The 18,539-nt window shown below is 37.3% G+C and carries 19 protein-coding genes and 2 other annotated features; of the genes, 6 read left to right on the top strand and 13 right to left on the bottom strand.

Annotated elements, in window-relative coordinates:
• Position 1: 1 nt before the first annotated feature.
• Genes polX through zapA form a run of 3 tightly spaced genes read right to left on the bottom strand, consistent with a single transcriptional unit; the run spans position 2 to position 2,587 of the window.
• Positions 2 to 1,720, bottom strand: a complete 1,719-nt coding sequence (gene polX, locus BG05_RS09255; protein WP_002129332.1) for a DNA polymerase/3'-5' exonuclease PolX — start codon at positions 1,718 to 1,720, stop codon at positions 2 to 4.
• Positions 1,721 to 1,775: 55 nt separating this feature from the next.
• Positions 1,776 to 2,315: a CvpA family protein gene (locus BG05_RS09250; protein ID WP_002129333.1), complete on the bottom strand. Its 540-nt coding sequence runs from the start codon at positions 2,313 to 2,315 to the stop codon at positions 1,776 to 1,778.
• A gap of 2 nt (positions 2,316 to 2,317) precedes the next feature.
• The gene (gene zapA, locus BG05_RS09245) at positions 2,318 to 2,587 is read right to left on the bottom strand and encodes a cell division protein ZapA (protein WP_002112165.1); all 270 of its coding nucleotides are present in this window, start codon (positions 2,585 to 2,587) and stop codon (positions 2,318 to 2,320) included.
• Positions 2,588 to 2,710: 123 nt separating this feature from the next.
• Between zapA and rnhC the strand changes: the two genes are divergently transcribed.
• Positions 2,711 to 3,649, top strand: a complete 939-nt coding sequence (gene rnhC, locus BG05_RS09240; RefSeq protein WP_003191703.1) for a ribonuclease HIII — start codon at positions 2,711 to 2,713, stop codon at positions 3,647 to 3,649.
• A gap of 217 nt (positions 3,650 to 3,866) precedes the next feature.
• Here rnhC and BG05_RS29405 read toward each other — a convergent pair whose 3' ends face one another.
• The 6 genes from BG05_RS29405 to BG05_RS09210 form a co-directional block, all read right to left on the bottom strand.
• Positions 3,867 to 4,001, bottom strand: coding sequence for a YuzL family protein (locus BG05_RS29405; protein WP_002112167.1), 135 nt, complete (start codon positions 3,999 to 4,001; stop codon positions 3,867 to 3,869).
• A gap of 82 nt (positions 4,002 to 4,083) precedes the next feature.
• Positions 4,084 to 4,986: an SDR family oxidoreductase gene (locus tag BG05_RS09230; RefSeq protein WP_002129335.1), complete on the bottom strand. Its 903-nt coding sequence runs from the start codon at positions 4,984 to 4,986 to the stop codon at positions 4,084 to 4,086.
• Between the two features lie 129 nt (positions 4,987 to 5,115).
• Positions 5,116 to 6,507, bottom strand: coding sequence for an asparagine--tRNA ligase (gene asnS, locus BG05_RS09225; protein WP_002167595.1), 1,392 nt, complete (start codon positions 6,505 to 6,507; stop codon positions 5,116 to 5,118).
• A 52-nt stretch (positions 6,508 to 6,559) separates the two neighbouring features.
• Positions 6,560 to 6,811, bottom strand: a binding site (T-box leader).
• Positions 6,812 to 6,963: 152 nt separating this feature from the next.
• Positions 6,964 to 9,384, bottom strand: a complete 2,421-nt coding sequence (gene pheT, locus BG05_RS09220) for a phenylalanine--tRNA ligase subunit beta (protein WP_002129337.1) — start codon at positions 9,382 to 9,384, stop codon at positions 6,964 to 6,966.
• An 18-nt stretch (positions 9,385 to 9,402) separates the two neighbouring features.
• Positions 9,403 to 10,437, bottom strand: coding sequence for a phenylalanine--tRNA ligase subunit alpha (pheS, locus tag BG05_RS09215; RefSeq protein WP_002015457.1), 1,035 nt, complete (start codon positions 10,435 to 10,437; stop codon positions 9,403 to 9,405).
• Positions 10,438 to 10,480: 43 nt separating this feature from the next.
• Positions 10,481 to 10,709, bottom strand: a binding site (T-box leader).
• Between the two features lie 92 nt (positions 10,710 to 10,801).
• Positions 10,802 to 11,599, bottom strand: a complete 798-nt coding sequence (locus BG05_RS09210; RefSeq protein WP_002015458.1) for a TrmH family RNA methyltransferase — start codon at positions 11,597 to 11,599, stop codon at positions 10,802 to 10,804.
• Between the two features lie 82 nt (positions 11,600 to 11,681).
• On the opposite strand from BG05_RS09210, the gene sspI reads away from it, so the two are divergent.
• The 3 genes from sspI to BG05_RS09195 all read left to right on the top strand — a co-directional run bounded on the left by sspI (position 11,682) and on the right by BG05_RS09195 (position 13,481).
• Positions 11,682 to 11,891: a small acid-soluble spore protein SspI gene (gene sspI / locus BG05_RS09205; protein ID WP_000009511.1), complete on the top strand. Its 210-nt coding sequence runs from the start codon at positions 11,682 to 11,684 to the stop codon at positions 11,889 to 11,891.
• A 179-nt stretch (positions 11,892 to 12,070) separates the two neighbouring features.
• On the top strand, positions 12,071 to 12,628 hold the full coding sequence (locus BG05_RS09200) for an HD domain-containing protein (protein WP_002129339.1): 558 nt from the start codon (positions 12,071 to 12,073) through the stop codon (positions 12,626 to 12,628).
• 139 nt (positions 12,629 to 12,767) lie between these two features.
• Positions 12,768 to 13,481, top strand: coding sequence for a CPBP family intramembrane glutamic endopeptidase (locus BG05_RS09195; RefSeq protein WP_002129340.1), 714 nt, complete (start codon positions 12,768 to 12,770; stop codon positions 13,479 to 13,481).
• A 26-nt stretch (positions 13,482 to 13,507) separates the two neighbouring features.
• Here the strand turns inward: BG05_RS09195 and BG05_RS09190 are convergent, their stop codons facing one another.
• Positions 13,508 to 14,536, bottom strand: coding sequence for a DUF4179 domain-containing protein (locus BG05_RS09190; RefSeq protein ID WP_016127522.1), 1,029 nt, complete (start codon positions 14,534 to 14,536; stop codon positions 13,508 to 13,510).
• 21 nt (positions 14,537 to 14,557) lie between these two features.
• Entirely contained in the window at positions 14,558 to 15,100 is a 543-nt protein-coding gene (locus tag BG05_RS09185; RefSeq protein ID WP_003191713.1) for a sigma-70 family RNA polymerase sigma factor, read from the bottom strand.
• A gap of 146 nt (positions 15,101 to 15,246) precedes the next feature.
• Here BG05_RS09185 and BG05_RS09180 point away from each other — a divergent pair, with 146 nt between their 5' ends.
• The gene (locus BG05_RS09180; RefSeq protein ID WP_002034233.1) at positions 15,247 to 15,621 is read left to right on the top strand and encodes a hypothetical protein; all 375 of its coding nucleotides are present in this window, start codon (positions 15,247 to 15,249) and stop codon (positions 15,619 to 15,621) included.
• A 13-nt stretch (positions 15,622 to 15,634) separates the two neighbouring features.
• Positions 15,635 to 15,997, top strand: coding sequence for a hypothetical protein (locus BG05_RS09175; RefSeq protein ID WP_002129343.1), 363 nt, complete (start codon positions 15,635 to 15,637; stop codon positions 15,995 to 15,997).
• 21 nt (positions 15,998 to 16,018) lie between these two features.
• Here BG05_RS09175 and BG05_RS09170 read toward each other — a convergent pair whose 3' ends face one another.
• Positions 16,019 to 17,812: a DHA2 family efflux MFS transporter permease subunit gene (locus BG05_RS09170; RefSeq protein ID WP_002129344.1), complete on the bottom strand. Its 1,794-nt coding sequence runs from the start codon at positions 17,810 to 17,812 to the stop codon at positions 16,019 to 16,021.
• Positions 17,813 to 17,824: 12 nt separating this feature from the next.
• Complete coding sequence (locus BG05_RS09165; RefSeq protein WP_002129345.1) at positions 17,825 to 18,478, bottom strand: HlyD family secretion protein; 654 nt, start codon at positions 18,476 to 18,478, stop codon at positions 17,825 to 17,827.
• Positions 18,479 to 18,539 lie beyond the last annotated feature (61 nt).

The raw sequence follows: 18,539 nt of genomic DNA, 5'->3' as shown, positions 1-18,539 counted from the left end.
ATTACTTATTACGTTTAATATAGTCTAATAAACGTTCAATATCCCATGTGTTAATCACGTTATCTTTTTGAATCCAACCTTTACGCGCTGCTGCTACACCTGTTTCCATATCTTCTAACATTTCAAGTGTATGGGCATCCGTATTAATCGCTACTTTTACACCAGCATCTTGTGCTTGTTTTAATAATTTCGCGCTTAAATCTAGACGGTTTGGATTTGCATTTAATTCTAAAACTGTATTTGTTTCTTTTGCGAGCTGGATTAATAAATCTGTATCTACATCGTAACCCTCACGGCGCCCAAGAAGACGTCCTGTCGGATGGGCAATCATTGTGACATGCTTATTCTCAAGTGCAGTGCGAAGACGCTTCATAATCGTTTCACGGTCTTGTGAGAAGCTTGAGTGAATAGCTCCAATGACATAATCTAGTTCTGCTAATACTTCATCGTCAAAATCAAGTGTCGCATCTGGTAAAATGTCCATTTCAATCCCGCGCAAAATTGTAATGTCTGGATACTTTTCATTCATACGTTCAATTTCTTTCGCTTGTTCACGAAGACGCTCTTTCGTTAAACCGTTCGCTACTTTCAAGTATTGCGAGTGATCAGTAATTGCCATAAATTTATATCCATGAGCGCGGCACGCTTGTACCATTTCTTCAATTGAAAAAGCACCGTCACTCCACGTTGTATGCATATGTAAATCACCCTGTATATCAGAGAACTGAATTAAGTTCGGATACTCTTTAATTAATTCAATTTCTTTTCCATCTTCACGCACTTCTGGTGGGATGAATGGAAGGCCAAAGTGGGCGAAGAATGCTTCTTCTGTTTCGAATGTTTTCACTTCACCTGTGTCTAAGATTTCCACACCGTATTCACTAATTTTCTCGCCTCTATCTTTCGCAATTTGGCGCATTTTTACGTTATGGTCTTTTGATCCGGTGAAATGGTGAAGAGTTGTAATAAATTCTTCTGGTTTTACTAAGCGGAAGTCAATTGAAATATCATATTCATATTGAAGACGAACAGATACTTTCGTATCTCCACTTGCAATCACTTCAATCATATTATCAAATTGTAGTAAATGTTCACGCACTACTGCTGGCTCTGTCGTTGCAATGATGAAATCTAAGTCCTTCACTGTCTCACGAACACGGCGTAAACTACCAGCGCGTGAGAAACGAATTATTTCAGCAACATTCGACAATTTCTCCTCTATTTCCCCGGCAATAGGCAATACCATCGCAATTGGTAAACGCTCTGGACGAGAGCCTACTTGATCAATTGCTTCTAATATTTTCTCTTCTGTTTTCTTACCGAATCCAGCTAAAGCTTGTACTTTATTTTCTTCACAAACAGCTTTTAACGTTTCCATATCAACAACACCAAGTTCTTTGTATAACTTGGCCACCTTCTTACCACCAAGGCCTGGTAGTTTTAATAGTGGTAATAAACTGCTTGGTACTTCTTTTTCAAGTTCTTGTAGTACTTCAGATGTTCCCGATTCTATATATTCTTGAATAACTGCTGCCGTTCCTTTTCCGATACCTGGAATCTTTGTGAAATCTTCAATTTCAGAAAGACTACGGTCATCACTTTCTAGTGCTGCCGCCGCTTTACGGAATGCAGATATTTTAAATGGATTCGCGCCCTTTAGTTCCATAAATAGGCCGATTGTCTCTAGTAATTTGATAACTTGTTTTTTATTCACTTTCATCATTGCCCCGCCTTTCTTTCATAGAAAAAAACTTCTCTTTCCGAAAAAAGAGAAGTTACACTCTGCTACCTGTCTGCCATAGTTCCTTCACCTTTTCAGAAAGAATCGGTGTATCGTCTACAATTATTTTGCTAATTGATGATTTTTGTAATGGTGTTTGTATTTGTTCAATTGGAAGAATTGTTCCAACAATAATTAAGACAAACAGAATGATATACACTTCTAAAAAGCCAAGAAGTGCCCCAGCAACCGCATTGACTTGCTTTAAAACTGGGATTTCTGCAAACATATTCAGTAAATTACCAAGTAGTGAAAGTGCGATTTTTGTAATAATAAATAATACGATAAACGCAATTGCTTGATAGAAGACACCCTCAATATTATTCGCATCTATCCATTCTGGAACAGAAACATTCTTATCAAATGGATACGGAATAATTTTCGCAAGTGCTGGCGCTAAATCTTTACAATACCAGTATGCAACGAGGTATGCGATAATAAAGCTTGTTAACTTTACAAGTTGCAAAATAAATCCTCTGCGTAAACCGAGGAAGAATCCCATAACAAGCAATAAAATGATAATAATATCAATCATGTTTATTCAATTCCTTTTTGTGTCATACTTTCTTTCAATTTCTCATGTTCTTCTTTTAATTTTATGTAATCGTGTATGACGTTTACCGCCGTCAATACCGCTAGTCTACTCGTATCAAGCGAAGGATTCTTGGCATTGAGTTCGCGCATTTTATCATCCACAATCGCTGCTACCATGCGGATATGACTTGTACTTTCATCGCCAACAACTGAATACTGTTGGCCATATATTTCTACATTAATTCGACTTTTATTTCCCTTTTGTTGTGACAACTCACCGGCCTCCAATCACGTACAGAATCCTAAAGTTTATCATACCATGAACCATCATAATATGGAAACAGAAAGAACAATCCGATATGATAAAAATAACAACATAAAAAAGGAGCGACCATTTTGTCAAATTCTATCGTAATACAAACAAGTTCTACAGTAATTGAAGACATGAAACAACAATACAAACAAGCACTTAGCCCCAAAATTCCGCAAGGCGGTATCTTTATGGCAAAAGTTCAATCTTGCACAATTACAGCTTATAAATCAGGAAAAGTGATGTTTCAGGGTGGACGTGCTGAAGCAGAAGCTTCTCGTTGGCAAACTGTCTCTCAAACACCAAAATCAGCTGTAAAAAAATCGGTCAATTCACATCGTTATGCGCCGCCCGCTTCCATCGGCACAATGTCTATTCTAGGGTCAGACGAAGTAGGTACTGGTGATTACTTCGGACCGATGACAGTAGTTGCTGTATATGTGGATGCAAAGCAAATTCCACTTTTAAAAGAACTTGGTGTAAAAGACTCCAAAAACTTAAATGATGCTCAAATTGCTGAGATTGCAAAACAACTCCTTCACGTTGTTCCTTACAGCTCCCTCGTTCTTCATAATGAAAAATATAACGAGCTATTTGATAAAGGAAACAACCAAGGTAAACTAAAAGCTTTACTGCATAACAAAGCCATCACAAACTTATTGGCTAAAATTGCACCTACAACACCTGAGGGTATCTTAATCGACCAATTTACACAGCCTGATACATACTATAAATATTTAGCGAAACAAAAACAGGTACAGCGTGAAAATGTTTACTTCGCTACAAAAGGTGAAAGTGTCCATTTAGCAGTAGCCGCCGCTTCCATTTTAGCTCGTTACTCATTCGTAAAAAAATTTGACGAACTAAGCAAAAAAGCTGGTATGCAACTTCCGAAAGGTGCTGGTAAACAAGTTGATATTGCCGCTGCTAAATTAATTCAAAAAGTCGGTAAAGAAAGACTACCTGAGTTTGTGAAAGTGCATTTTGCTAATACAGAGAAGGCGTTTCGGTTACTGAAAAAATAACTACTTTTTAGTATCGACAGGATATGGATGAACTAAACAAGGCGAAAAGAATTGAATTCTTTTCGCCTTTTATGAATGAAAAATGGATAAATAGGATCTCACACGTTCCTATTTTCGCCGCACTCATTCTATATATATATATATTTAAATTTAGACTGATATATATTCATTTACTATTCACCTAAAAAAGAGAGTCTCCATGACTCCCTTTTTATGTTTAACTTCGTTTCTGCTTCTTATTTGATGAAGGTACTTTATAAGAACCCGTTTCATGCGTAGTCGTTCCTTGTCCTTCCACTTCCGGAGAACCTAAGCTTGATCTAGAATGGTCTGTTTTCACTTTCTTACTCATTACAATCACCCCCAAGATTACTTTTCACTTAAGAGTAAAAAACTATTCAGCATAACCATCTGAACATATACTGGCTACTCTTTTATCCTCCTGTCTGTTTTTCACTAATGTCCCATAGACGTTTTGCGGCATCCTTATCCAAGGCAGCTTCAGACATTTTTCCTATTTGCTTATCGGCATAGTAATAACCACTATGATCAGTAAATTCAGTTGATTCTGCTAGCCATATTAGAGTTTCAGCACCTTTCTCGGGTGTACGGGAGAAAGGTTTCATTGCTGCCATAGTTAAGCGAGCAACTAGACCATTGTCCTGGTTGAAATTCGTAGCCACTAGCCCTGGATCGAAGCTGTATGCACTAACACCCGTCCCCTCCAACCTCTTTGCCAATTCAGCGGTAAATAAAATATTTGCTAGTTTTGATTGAGCATAACGCATTGTAGGACCACCCATAAATTTCTTAACACCACGATAAAGTTGTTCTGCATCTAAATCACCGAAATCAATTCCCTTTTTAGCCATTTTGTGACCGTGAGATGCGGTGGTGATAACACGAGCAGGAGCACTTTCTTTTAAACGCTCCAACAGCAAATTAGTGATTAGGAATGGACCTAAATGGTTAACCGCCCAAGTCATCTCCAAATCGTCCTCTGTAAGCTGCCTTGTTTGAAATAAAGCACCAGCATTATTCACTAATATATCTATTCTCGGACACCTTTCCAAAATATCAGTAGCTACCCGGCGTATAGATTGTTGGGAAGCCATATCAGCTAAAAATAGATCTATCATCACATCCCCATTCGTTACATCCTTAATTTGAGCAATAGCAGCATTCGCTTTTTCCTCGTTACGTGCAATGATTCCTAGTTTGGCACCGCGCTCTGCAAATGTCTTAGCTGCCGCTAATCCAATACCACTTGTTGCACCAGTAATCACCACATACTTGTCATGCAGTGTCCACTTTGTATGACTTGGAATCTCCCCCATTGTACAAAAACCCCTTCCCTTGCCCATAAATATTTCATTCGTTTTACTATATGTGAGATATGAACGAACCTATGAACAACATTTTTCCAAACAAAAAAAGCGAGAGCAGTTGCTCTCGCTTTTTTCATCTTAAAACTCAGAAGAACCTGGAGTTCTTGGGAATGGAATTACGTCACGGATGTTAGCCATGCCAGTGATGTACATTAGGAAGCGCTCGAAACCTAGACCGAATCCAGCGTGTTTTGTACCGCCGTATTTTCTAAGTTCTAAGTACCACCAGTAGTCCTCTTCGTTCATACCTAATTCTTTAATTCTGTCTACTAAAACGTCCATTCTTTCTTCACGTTGACTTCCGCCGATTAATTCGCCGATGCCAGGAACTAGAAGATCAGTAGCTGCTACTGTTTTACCATCTTCGTTCATACGCATGTAGAATGCTTTAATGTCTTTCGGATAGTCAGTTACGAATACAGGGCGTTTGAAGATTTCTTCTGATAAGTATCTTTCGTGCTCTGTTTGTAAGTCAATACCCCATTCTACTGGGTATTTGAATTCAGCACCTGATTCTTGAAGTACTTTAATTGCTTCTGTATAAGTGATGCGACCGAAGTCAGAGTTGATTACGTTGTTCATGCGCTCTAGAACTGTTTTATCAACGAAGCTGTTGAAGAAGTCCATTTCTTCTGGTGCATGCTCTAGTACGTATTTCATTGCATATTTCAGCATATCTTCTGTAAGATCCATTACATCGCCTAACTCAGCGAATGCAATCTCAGGCTCAACCATCCAGAACTCCGCTGCGTGACGAGTTGTGTTTGAGTTTTCCGCACGGAATGTAGGTCCGAATGTGTACACATCACGGAATGCTAATGCATAAGCTTCAGCGTTCAGCTGTCCACTTACTGTTAAGTTTGTTTCTTTAGCGAAGAAGTCTTTTGATTCGTCAACTTGTCCGTCTTCACCTTTTGCTACGTTGTTTAAATCTTGCGTTGTTACGCGGAACATTTCGCCTGCACCTTCTGTATCACTACCAGTAATAATTGGTGTGTGAACATGTACGAATCCACGCTCTTGGAAGAATTGGTGAATTGCAAATGCTGCGATAGAACGCACGCGGAATGTTGCTGAGAATGCATTTGTTCTTGGACGTAAGTGAGCGATTGTACGTAAGTATTCAAACGTATGACGCTTCTTTTGAAGTGGGTAATCAGAATCTGATAAGCCCTCGATATCAATTTTTTCTGCTTTAATTTCAAATGGTTGCTTCGCTCCAGGTGTTGCAATTACTTTACCTTCTACTTTAACTGAAGAGCTTAGTGGAAGCTTTGCAATTTCTTTGAAGTTCTCTAATTCTGTATCGAAAACGATTTGAACACCTTTGAAGAAGCTACCGTCGTTTAATTCGATGAAACCAAATGCTTTTGAATCACGTAAGTTACGAATCCAACCCGATACTTGTACTGTTTGATCTGCGTATTTATCTGTATCTCTATACAGACTTTTTACTAATGTGTTTTCCATAGTAAAATTCTCCTTTACTCATATATTTAAATACAAAAAAACCTTTCATCCATAAAGGGACGAAAGGTTAAACTTCGCGGTACCACCCAATTTGTCATAAAGACCAACTTTAACTCGTATGTAATACATACTTCCCGGTTTGTAACAGGCCGGATTCCCGTCTAAGTCTACTCTTGAATACAAGCTTCAATTTCGGTTAGCAACTCCAAGGTGTTCTTCACATATACCGCCTCATCAGGCTCTCACCGTCCCTGACTCGCTTTGGATTATAGTATATACTACTTTTCCTTATCATCGTCTTTCGTTTTGTTAAACTAAAATTAATGTACTACATTCGAGAGAAAGATGCAAGATGCCAGAAAATATATCAGCGATTTTTATAATATATCGACTTACCGACATTTTCCGACAATCGTGCCATAAAAAAATTGCCGGACTTAATCCGGCAATTTTTTATTACTTACGTAACTCCGCACCAAATTTCTCTTCTACCGCTGTTAATACACGGTTATGTGCTTCTGTTACTTCTTCGTCTGTTAATGTACGTTCTGCATCGAAGTAGTTCATAGAGAATGCAAGTGATTTCTTGCCTTCTTCCATTTTTTCACCTTCGTATAAGTCGAATAGTGCTACGTCTTTCAGAAGTTCTCCGCCAGCTTCAGCAATGACTTGCTTCATTTCACCAGCTTTTGTTTCTGTTGTTACTACAACAGCCATATCACGTGTCATAGATGGGAAACGTGGAATTGCTAAGTAGTAAGTTTCCTCAGCGTCTGCACCGAATACTTTTGCAAGAGATAATTCGAATACGAATGTATTTTTCACATCTAATTGTTTTTCTGTTTCCGGGTGCAATTGACCGATGAATCCGATTGCTTCACCATCTAATACGATGTCAGCTGTACGGCCTGGGTGCATACCTTCACGTTTTGCTGGTGCATAAGTGATTTGATTTGCCACGCCAAGTACGTCGAATAATCCTTCTAATACACCTTTAACAACGAAGAAGTCTACAACTTTCTTCTCACCTTGCCATGCATGGTGAAGAGCAAGACCTGTCATAACACCTGCAAGATGTTGTTCTTCTTTCGGAAGTTCTCCTGCTTCTGTTGGTAAGAAGATAGAACCTACTTCATATAATGCAACGCTGTCGTTTTTACGTGCAACATTGTATGAAACTGCTTCTAACAATTGTGGCACTAAGCTTAAACGAAGTTGGCTACGCTCTTCGCTCATTGGAAGCGCAAGATTTACAGGAGCTTTTTCGTTCGGCTCAACCATATATTGTTTCGCTTTGTCAGCGCTTGTTAATGAATATGTGATTGCTTCATATAAACCAGCACCTTCTAGGAAGCGGCGTACTTTACGACGTTTCGTTTGTGCTGATGTTAATTTACCACGTGTCATTGTTCCAGATGGTAATGTAACTGGAATGTGATCATAACCATACAGACGACCTACTTCTTCTACTAAGTCTTCTGAAATTGTAATGTCAGGACGACGTGCTGGTACATTTACATGGAATGTTCCTTCTACTTCTGTGAATGGGAATTTCAGGTTTGTGAACATTGTACCCATTTCACTCGCAGAAATATCTGTACCTAATACACGGTTTACTTTTTCAGCTGTAACAGATACTGTACGTTCTTGTACTTGTAAGTTATCAGCTTCTACTACACCTTCAAGTGCTTCTCCACCAGCGTATTTTGCCATTAAAGCAGCTGCATGTTGAATTGCTTCAAATGTACGTGTTGGGTCGATTCCCTTTTCAAAACGTGCACTTGATTCGCTACGAAGACCTAAGTCTTTTGATGTACGGCGCACTGTTTGACCTGCAAAGTATGCAGACTCAATTAGAACGTTTACTGTCTCGCTATCAACTTCAGAATCCGCTCCGCCCATTACACCAGCAACAGCTAACGCTTTTGTGCCATTTGTAATTACAAGATGGTGGCTTTGTAACGTACGTTCTTGAGCATCTAATGTTTGAATCTTTTCGCCTTCTTTTGCAAGACGAACAACGATTTCTTTTGAACCTAATTTATCGTAATCGAATGCATGTAACGGTTGACCGTATTCCATTAAAATGTAGTTTGTAATATCAACTACATTACTAATTGGACGAATGCCAGCTGCCATAAGACGAGTTTGCATCCACATTGGTGATGGACCAATCTTTACGTTTTTAACCATTTTTGCAATATATAATGGGTTTTCTTCTTTCGCTTCTACACTTACAGAAATGTAATCAGAAGTTTTTTCTGCTGTTTCTTGTAAGTCGATAGCTGGAAGTTTTACTTCACGGCCGTAAATAGCAGCTACTTCATATGCAACACCTAACATGTTTAAGCAATCTGCACGGTTTGGTGTTAAACCAAGCTCAAGTACTTCATCATTTAAATTTAAAATTTCAAGTGCATCTGCACCAACTTCAGCATCACTTGGGAAGATGAAGATACCGTCTGCATATTCTTTCGCAACGAATTTCCCATCAATACCAAGCTCTTGAAGAGCACAAACCATACCGTGAGAAGCTTCCCCGCGTAGTTTTGCTTTTTTAATTTTGAAGTTACCAGGAAGTACAGCGCCAACTTTTGCAACTGGTACTTTTAAACCTTTTGCAATGTTAGCAGCTCCACAAATAATTTGAACCGGCTCTTCTTCACCGATATCGATTAAGCATTTGCTTAATTTATCAGCTTCTGGGTGTTTTTCACATTCTAATACGTGACCAACTACAACACCTTTTACACCTTTATTTAATACTTCAACACCTTCTACTTCAATACCACTTTTCGTGATTTTGTCTGCTAGTTCTTGTGCTGTTACATCTTTAATATCTACATACTCTTGTAACCAACGATATGATACGAACATATTTATCCTCTCCTTCCCTTACGCTCGTTTGAATTGTTGTAAGAAACGTACATCATTTGTATAGAAATGACGAATGTCATCTACGCCGTATTTCAACATTGCGATACGCTCTGCGCCCATACCGAATGCGAAACCTTGATATTCTTTTGAATCATAACCAGCCATTTCAAGTACGTTCGGGTGAACCATACCTGCTCCTAAAATTTCGATCCAGCCAGTCCCTTTACAAGTGCCACAACCTTTACCGTGACACATCATACAAGAAATATCCATCTCTACAGACGGCTCTGTGAATGGGAAGAAACTTGGACGAAGACGGATTTCACGATCTTCACCGAACATCTTTTTCACGAATACTTGCAGTGTACCTTTTAAGTCACTCATGCGAATGTTTTTATCAATTACAAGACCTTCAATTTGCATGAATTGGTGTGAATGCGTCGCATCATCGTCATCGCGGCGATACACTTTACCAGGACAAATAATTTTAATCGGTCCTTTTTCTTTATTCTTTTCCATCGTACGTGCTTGCACAGAAGATGTATGTGTACGTAGTAACGTTTCTTCTGTAATGTAGAATGTATCTTGCATATCACGCGCTGGGTGATCTTTCGGTAAGTTTAATGCTTCGAAGTTGTAGTAGTCTTTTTCTACTTCCGTCCCTTCAGCTACTTCATAACCCATACCGATGAATACATCTTCAATTTGTTCAACAACTGCTGTTAACGGATGGTGACAACCTGTTTCAACAGGACGACCTGGCAGTGTAACATCAATTGTTTCAGTAGCTAATTTCGCCTCAATTACTGCTTTTTCTAAGTTGCCAATTTTGTCTTCTAGACGCGTTTGAATCGCTTCACGTACTTCATTTACTAATGCTCCCATACGTGGACGCTCTTCTGCTGATAATTTTCCCATGCCGCGTAATACTTCTGTAATTGGACCTTTTTTCCCTAAATACGCTACGCGTACGTCGTTTAAGCCCTTTAGCTCTTTCGCTTCTTCAATAAGCTCTAACGCTTTTTGCTTTAGCTCTTTTAAACGTGCTTCCATTTGGAACCCTCCTAATTTTAAAAATAAAAAAACCCCGCTCCCAAAAAGGGACGAGGTAAATTCGCGGTACCACCCTAAATTGACAGAACAAGTCTGCCCACTCATTAGTTATAACGATCAATTCTGACCGGAACGCCTTTACATATAAATGGTCCTGGCGCCAACTCCAGAGGTGAATTCACTTCCATCTACCATAAGAATGCTTTCAGTCTACGGCACTCTCTCCCTATATGGCGATTTTGTAAGCTACTCTTCTCTATCAACGTTTTTCATTAATATACTTTTATTATATGTTCAAAAAAGTTCGATACTCATTTCACCACTTTTTTATGAACATGTACTTCAACTTATTATAAGAAGTTTTTTATCGATTCGCAACTGGGCTTTGTAAATAATACGTTAAAATCCCTGCTGCAACCGCAACATTTAATGATTCTGCCCCGCCGTAAATCGGAATATACAAGTTTTGATCACTTTTCGCCAGAATTTCTTGGCGTACGCCGCTTCCTTCATTCCCTACAATTAATGCAAAACTTCCAGCCGGGGTTACTTCACCAAATGGAACTCCATTTTCAAGAGCTGTTCCATATACAGGGACGTTATTTTCTTTTAACTTGTCTACCCATTCTTCTAAGTTCCCTTTTACAACCGGTAAGTGGAAAATAGAACCTTGTGTAGATCGTAGTACTTTACTATTATAAACATCAACGCACCCTTCTCCAAGCACAACGGCATGAATACCAGCTGCATCCGCTGTACGAATAATCGTTCCCAAATTACCTGGGTCTTGAAGGCCGTCTAATAAAAGAAATTTCCCATCAGTAAGAGCTACTTCTTTCTCATGTTTCTCACAAACAGCAAATACACCTTGCGTTGTTTCTGTTTCGCGGAGTACTTTTACAATTGCTTCAGGCACAATATACATTTCAACATCATTAACTGTCCAATCTTTCGGAAGATCTGTCTGATCTGAAACGATAAGTTCTGTTACAACTCCTGCCTTTAACGCTTCCTCTACTAAATGGAATCCTTCTACAAAAAATAAAGCTTTGTTATCGCGCTCTTTTTTCGTCTGCAGCTTTTTCCACTGCTTCACACGCGGGTTTTGTACTGAATCAATGTTTTTCATAATATGTATTTCCCTCTCTTCTTGTCTTATCATTATAGCCTATTTTTCATACATATTTACATAAAAAAGAACAAAAACTAACGTCAGTTTCAATTCTGAAGAAGAGGTGAAGATAATGAGTTTTAATTTACGCGGCGCGGTATTAGCGAATGTATCTGGAAATTCACAAGACCAATTACAAGAAACGATTGTCGATGCAATTCAAAGCGGTGAAGAAAAAATGCTTCCAGGTCTTGGCGTTTTATTCGAAGTCATTTGGAAAAATGCTGATGAAAATGAAAAACACGAAATGTTAGGAACACTGGAGCAAGGATTAAAAAAATAAGCAATAAAAGGTCACCTTAGAAAAAAAACTAAGGTGACCTTTTATGTCTATAAAATTTTTCTTCTCCTAAACATTTCTACTTTACTAACGCTACCCCGATGGAGTACAATGTTCAAAATACATTTAAACCGATCGATTTTTCTTCATATACATCATTGGATAAAAGGAGTGAATGTTTTATGCACCGTATTACGCTTGAACAAATTTTTAAACATCACATTACGCAAAAATATGTAAACCGTTCTGGAATGGTCCACGCGATTGCTGTCGCTTATCATGCGTTTCACTTAGCCAAAAAGCATCACGCCTCAGTCGATGCTGCGACAAAGGCTGGCTTCCTTCATGATATCGGACATCATACGTGGTACACGGGCGGCGAATGGGACTATGACTTGTATAAAAAGAATGATATACATGCGATTAAAGGGGCAGAAAGATCTCATAAATTGCTTATTAGATTAGGAGAACATCCTAAACTAGCAAAAGAAATTTCTATTGCGATTCTTCTTCATACAGATTCTTTCTTAGTACAGCAAGAAATTGAAAGAACATCTCTTCAAAACATTATTAAATGGGCAGACGAAGCAGATGAAGAACCGGGCGGAGCGCATCATTATAGAACGATTTCTTATGAAAAAGCATTGAAAGCAATTCAGCAATTAGACCGATTGGTAGAGCGTGAATTACAAATAGAGCAAAAGAAATTGAATGACAAGGCAGAACATAGTTATCAATGAGAAAGAGGCATCACTATAGGGTGATACCTCTTTTATTATTTTGCGAAAAATACACCTTTGTATGTAATATTTAAATGTTACACTCAAAAGCAAAATACTTTATAATTAAATATACAAATATAAAGAGGTGGTTTTACAAATGCAACCCGCTACACAACTTTCTAATGAACAGAAATACTCTATGTCATGGGGACAATTTATTAGCTCCGTTTTATTCGCTTTTTTCGGAACCGGACTTATTACTGTGTTCCTCGCAATGCCCTTAACAATTTATACAGCCGGCCTTACAGATAAAAAACAAATTGCCCTGTATGAATCTATTGCAAATACTGCAAGTATCATATTACAACTAGCCGTGTTGTTATTCTTCATTTTCAAATTCGAACCCGCAAAAAAATTACTACTAAAATCTTTTAACTTTAAAGTACTTAAAGAATGGCGTACATACGTATACTTACTTCTTTTCTTCGCTATAAACATTATACTCAATTACATCTTGTTAAATTATGTGTTCCAAGACGCAACGAAGCAGCAATCTTCCGCACTAAACTTAGACGTTTTTAAGCAGTATCAAATATTATTACTTCTCGGCTTCGCTATACTCACACCAATTTTTGAAGAGCTTATTTTCCGTGGTTTTATACTTCGCTTCTTCTCAGAACGCTTTCCATTTTGGATTGCAGCCATCATAACAAGCTTCTTCTTCGGTATCGCTCATACATACTCACTTGGAGTAATGGTAATTACTTTCTTCATGGGATTATTAATGGCTATTTTATGTAAAAAAACAAAATCCATTATTCCAGCTATGTTATTTCATATTATGAATAATATGTTGGCATTCTTGAGTTAAAAAGAGGTATCATCGCGATACCTCTTTCACTCTTTTATCACAACTTCAAACTCTTCTTCCGTTAACACTTTTCGGTAATTCGTTTTCTTTTCTCCCTCTTCACCAGAAGTTAGAACAGGCGTCAGAATAATTTTCGTTACACTATCTTCTAGTTTTTCAAATCGCCAATAACTATTTTTCGATAATGTAAGACCTGAGTCGGGTATTAACTCGTTTCCATCTTGATCTTTCGCGATAAATTTCACCTCTAATTTCGTTCCATTCAACATTTTATAATTCAACTTCGTAGATATAGGAGAAACTTTTAAATCTTCCACTTCTATTTTTTGACCATTTTCTAATTTAAAATGTTTATGGATTGGGATTGTTTTCGTTTCAGCTTTTAATTTGTCTCCAGATGCTTTGAAGGAAAAGCCCCATTCTCCTTTTATTGAGGTTTTATCTTTTAACGGCATAAGTCTTCTATATATAATTTGTATATCTAGTTCCCCATCCAATTCCATTGGCTTCATTTGTGAATCTTTCAAATTTGTAGTAGTAAAAAATGTGTATGTATAATCATTTACTCTTTGTTTACCTCCACCACCACTACCATTTAACTCTTTTCCATTTATATAAACATCTGGGTACGGTAAAAAAATATCTCCCAGATTAACACTGTTAGACTTAAACGTACTATTAACAATAATCTGCCCTTCATCTATCATCACTTCATCTAACCTTACTTCTACACCGTTATCATAAACTGTTTGTCCTATTGTCGTTTTATATTCTTTTAAAGGTTCCCCTCTACTGTTTACGTAGTCTTCCATTTTACTTCCGATTAACGGTATATCCGCAATCATCCTTCTCATATCTACAGTCATCATCATAATAAATAATGCCGCAGCCGATGTTACAATAGCTATATTACGTTTCGTATGACCTTTGTTCTTTCTTATCTTTTTGCTAATTCGCTTTTGTATTTTCTTTTTCTCTATATGAGTTAAGTTAACTTCTTTATATTCATTTTCATCAATTTTTAGATCATTTAACATTTCATACGGATCTTTCATTTCCTTCACCCCTTTTCTTATTTACTTCATTCGATTATGTAAAAATAATGCCCTTAGCTTCTTCCGGCCTCTCGACAGACGATTGTATATAAAAGAAGTTTTCATCCCCATTTTCTCTGCAATCTCTTCTACACTGTCTTCTTCAACGTAATGCTTCATAAAGATTTCTTTATCGTTCTTCTTTAAATGATCTAATATATGTTCCATATCATTACTAATTTCATTTTTAGTAGTATCGGTATGTACCGCTATTTCACCTATTTGATCTAATCCTTTTTCGTTTACTGTCTTCGCATATTTCCTCGCATAATCGATAGATTTATATTTTGTAATAGCTGCAATCCAATTTTTTAAAGTATTTTTCTCCTCATCATACTTTTCAATATGATTCCAAATTGCCAATAACACATCATCCATGCATTCCTCTTGTACATCTTGAAAAGAGGCTAAATGCTTCTGAATAATACTTTTTATAAGTCCGCTGTACCGGTCGATAATAAAATATAATGCTTTTTCGTTCCTTTTCCGTAGTTGCATTGCAACGTTCTCTTCTTTAATTTTCATATGTCCCCTCCTCTCTAACGTTCTCTACATCTATTAATTCGTATCGTTGCTTCTCATTTCTATCAATTTATACATATTTATTAATAATATCCAAAATAAACCTCATGTAGTAAAATATAACTTAATTCACTTAAAGGAGTTTACATATGTTCAGTATTATTTGGATACTTTTTACGCCACTTCTCTTACTATGCGGGATTGCTGGTGGTATTTTTTTAATGGTAACAGGAATTAAATATCGGAAATTACTTGTTATCTTAATGGGGATTATTTGCTTTTCATTCGTTATAATGCCTTTTATTTTTTTGAACAAAGGGATCAATGGAGAGACCGTTCTCCACATTCCACCTGTCCTATATTGGATACTTTTCTCTCTAGCTGGTTTATTAGCAGGATTGAATGGGGTACGTTCAAAAATTAAGAGTATACGCAACATGGGATTCATTATTTTCTCAATAGGACTGTTTGCAGCTATTTGCTATCAACTCATGTCCATGCCTGATTCATCTTTTATTCGTTAAGGGGTTATTACATATGGAATCTACCAACTTATTTATTTGGCTTATCTTAGCCCCTATTTTGTTATTATGTGAAGGCATCGTTGGCATTTTTTTAATTGCTGCCGGAATGAAATATCGAAAATCATTTATCGTTATAGCTGGTTTAATTAGCATATCGCTTATCGTTGTTCCTATCATTTGTATAGGTTTTGGAATAGATTTAGAGGGGATGGTTCCAATTTCAGGAACTTTATATTGGTGTTTCTTCTCTTTAGCTGGACTATTAGCTATTATAAGTGGAAGACAAATATCCAGCATTCGTGCTATGGGAACAATTTTGTTTATAACAGGGCTGTGCTCCGTAGCTGGTTATCATTTTTTATATCTCACTCTTTAAAAAGACAAAAAAGCAGGGAAATTAATTCCCTGCTTTTCTATTTGGTTTATTGCCTGATGGTAAGAAGAACGATAACACCCAAGCAATACCGGCTAATATTGTTGCAATTAAGAAGGCATCGTTAATACCGTTAATTGCAGATAGCTTTGAAATTTGTCCGAATAATAGTTGTGTACTCATCGCATCTCCTGCTTGAGCTGATCCGGCTAATGCCGCTAAGCTTTGGCCCATACCGTGTACTTTATCAACTAAAATCGGGTTTGACGTTGTTAACATATTGCCGTAATCCGCTACGTGAGCAGTAGTTTGTTGCGTCATAAGCGTGATTAATATCGCTGTTCCAATTGAACCAGCTACTTGTCTTGACGTATTTTGCGTTGCTGTACCGTGAGAAATTAATTTCATCGGCAGTGCATTCATACCAGCTGTCATAATTGGCATCATAATGAATGACATACCAATTGAGCGTATAATATAATCCGTCATAATAACGCTATACGGTGTATCCATCGATAACGTTGTAAATTTATATGTCGCAAATGTTGTAATGGCTAATCCGACAATTGCTAACGGACGAATACCATACTTATCAAATAGTTTACCTGCAACTGGTCCCATGATCCCCATAATTAATGATCCTGGAAGTAATAATAAACCAGATTCCATCGGTGTAAAACCGCGAATGTTTTGCAAGTATACTGGAAGTAATAACATACCTCCGAATAAGGCCATCGTTACAATCGCGTTAATTACTAATGTGAAAGTGAACGTCGGATATTTAAACACTTGTAAATCAAGCATTTTATTGTCTGTTGTTAACTCTCTCCAAATAAATACAGCTAAACCAATGACACCGATGATAAGTGTTATAACAACTTCTGCACTAGTCCAGCCATTATTTCCAGCTTCACTAAATCCGTACAGTAAGCTACCTAGTCCAATACTTGAACTAATAACACCGAATACATCTAACTTTGTTTTAGACACTGGCTGAGCTAGTGTAAAGAATTTAAAAGATAAGAACGTAATAATTAAACCGATAACAAACATCCCATAGAACATTAAGTTCCAGCTATAGTTTTCAATTACCCAACCTGTTACAGTTGGTCCGATAGCTGGTGCTAAAATCATCGCTACCCCAAGTAACCCCATAGCTGCTCCGCGTTTATTAGGCGGGAATAATGTCATGAAGATATTCATACCAACTGGCATTAAAATACCCGCACCAACCGCTTGAATAACGCGGCCCGTCATCATCATTGTAAAGTTTCCTGATGTAGCACAAATGATAGATCCTACAGTGAAGAATAACATTGCTGCTATGAATAATTTACGATACGTAAATCGTGAAACTAAAAATGCACTGATTGGTACTAAAATTCCGTTTACAAGCATGAAGCCTGTAATTAACCATTGTGCTGTTGAAGTTGATACGTTAAATTCGTTCATTAATGGAGGCAATGCAACATTAATGATCGTTTGGTTTAAAATAGAAACGAACATACCGAGAATTAGTACAGCTACAACTGCCTTTACATTCACATTCTCTACCGGCAATTGTCTCTTCAGCATTTCTTTTTCCTGTTTTACTTGCTCTTGCTTCCCTGTTTCTAATTCCACTACGTTAGAAGCTTCTGTTTCTTGTTTTTGTTCAAGTTCTTTCTCTACTGTTTCTGCTTGACTTACTTCTATCTTACTTACGGCTGGGACTTGTTCTTCTCCCACATTCGTTTTTTTCTTTCGTAAAAGACGATTTATAAGGAAGAAGACGATTATACAAAATAGTGCATATCCTACAATTGCAATTGAGGACATCTCATCTCCCCCTTACTTATGAATACGAACTGACACATTCATTCCAGGAACAATATTTACTGATTTACTATGATCTAAAGAAATTTTAACTGGTACAACTTGCTTTACTTTCGTATAGTTCGCTGTTGAGTTACTTGATGGTAACATCGAGAATGTATTCGCCGTTGTTAATCCAACTTGTTCTACTTTTCCTGTTAACGTTGTATCTGGGTATGCATCTACATACACATCTACTGTTTGGCCTTTTTGAACATCATCAATATTTGTTTCTTCAATATTTGCTGTTACCCATAAATTGTTCATATCAAATGCATAAGCAATTGGGCTACCTGCCCCAACGAACGCATTAGTTGTTGCGTTTGATTGTACAACTGTTGCATTTTGTGGAATTGTTACATCTACTGTTTGCTCACCATTTGCTCCTGCTACAGTAACCGCACCTAATTTATCGTTCTCATTGTAGTTTTTTCCTACTTCAGCTTTCCAGTCTGTTAATTTACCTGCTGCTGGTGATGCAATTGGGATTACTTTCCCGTCAATCTTTGCATTTTCTGTTTTTAAATAGTTTTCTGTTTGATTGTAATAGTAATAACCGCCAATACCGCCGCCAACTAATACAATTAATGTGATAATGTTGATAATTACCATTCTTCGAAACTGATTCATTGCATTCCTCTCCTTATATCGCATATAATTTTTTTCTAAACTATTTATATCCTTAGTGTTT

Source organism: Bacillus mycoides (assembly GCF_000832605.1).
GTDB classification, from domain to species: Bacteria; Bacillota; Bacilli; order Bacillales; family Bacillaceae_G; genus Bacillus_A; species Bacillus_A mycoides.
The sequence above is the reverse complement of the archived record's forward strand: the minus strand, read 5'-3'. Positions and strand labels throughout refer to the sequence as shown.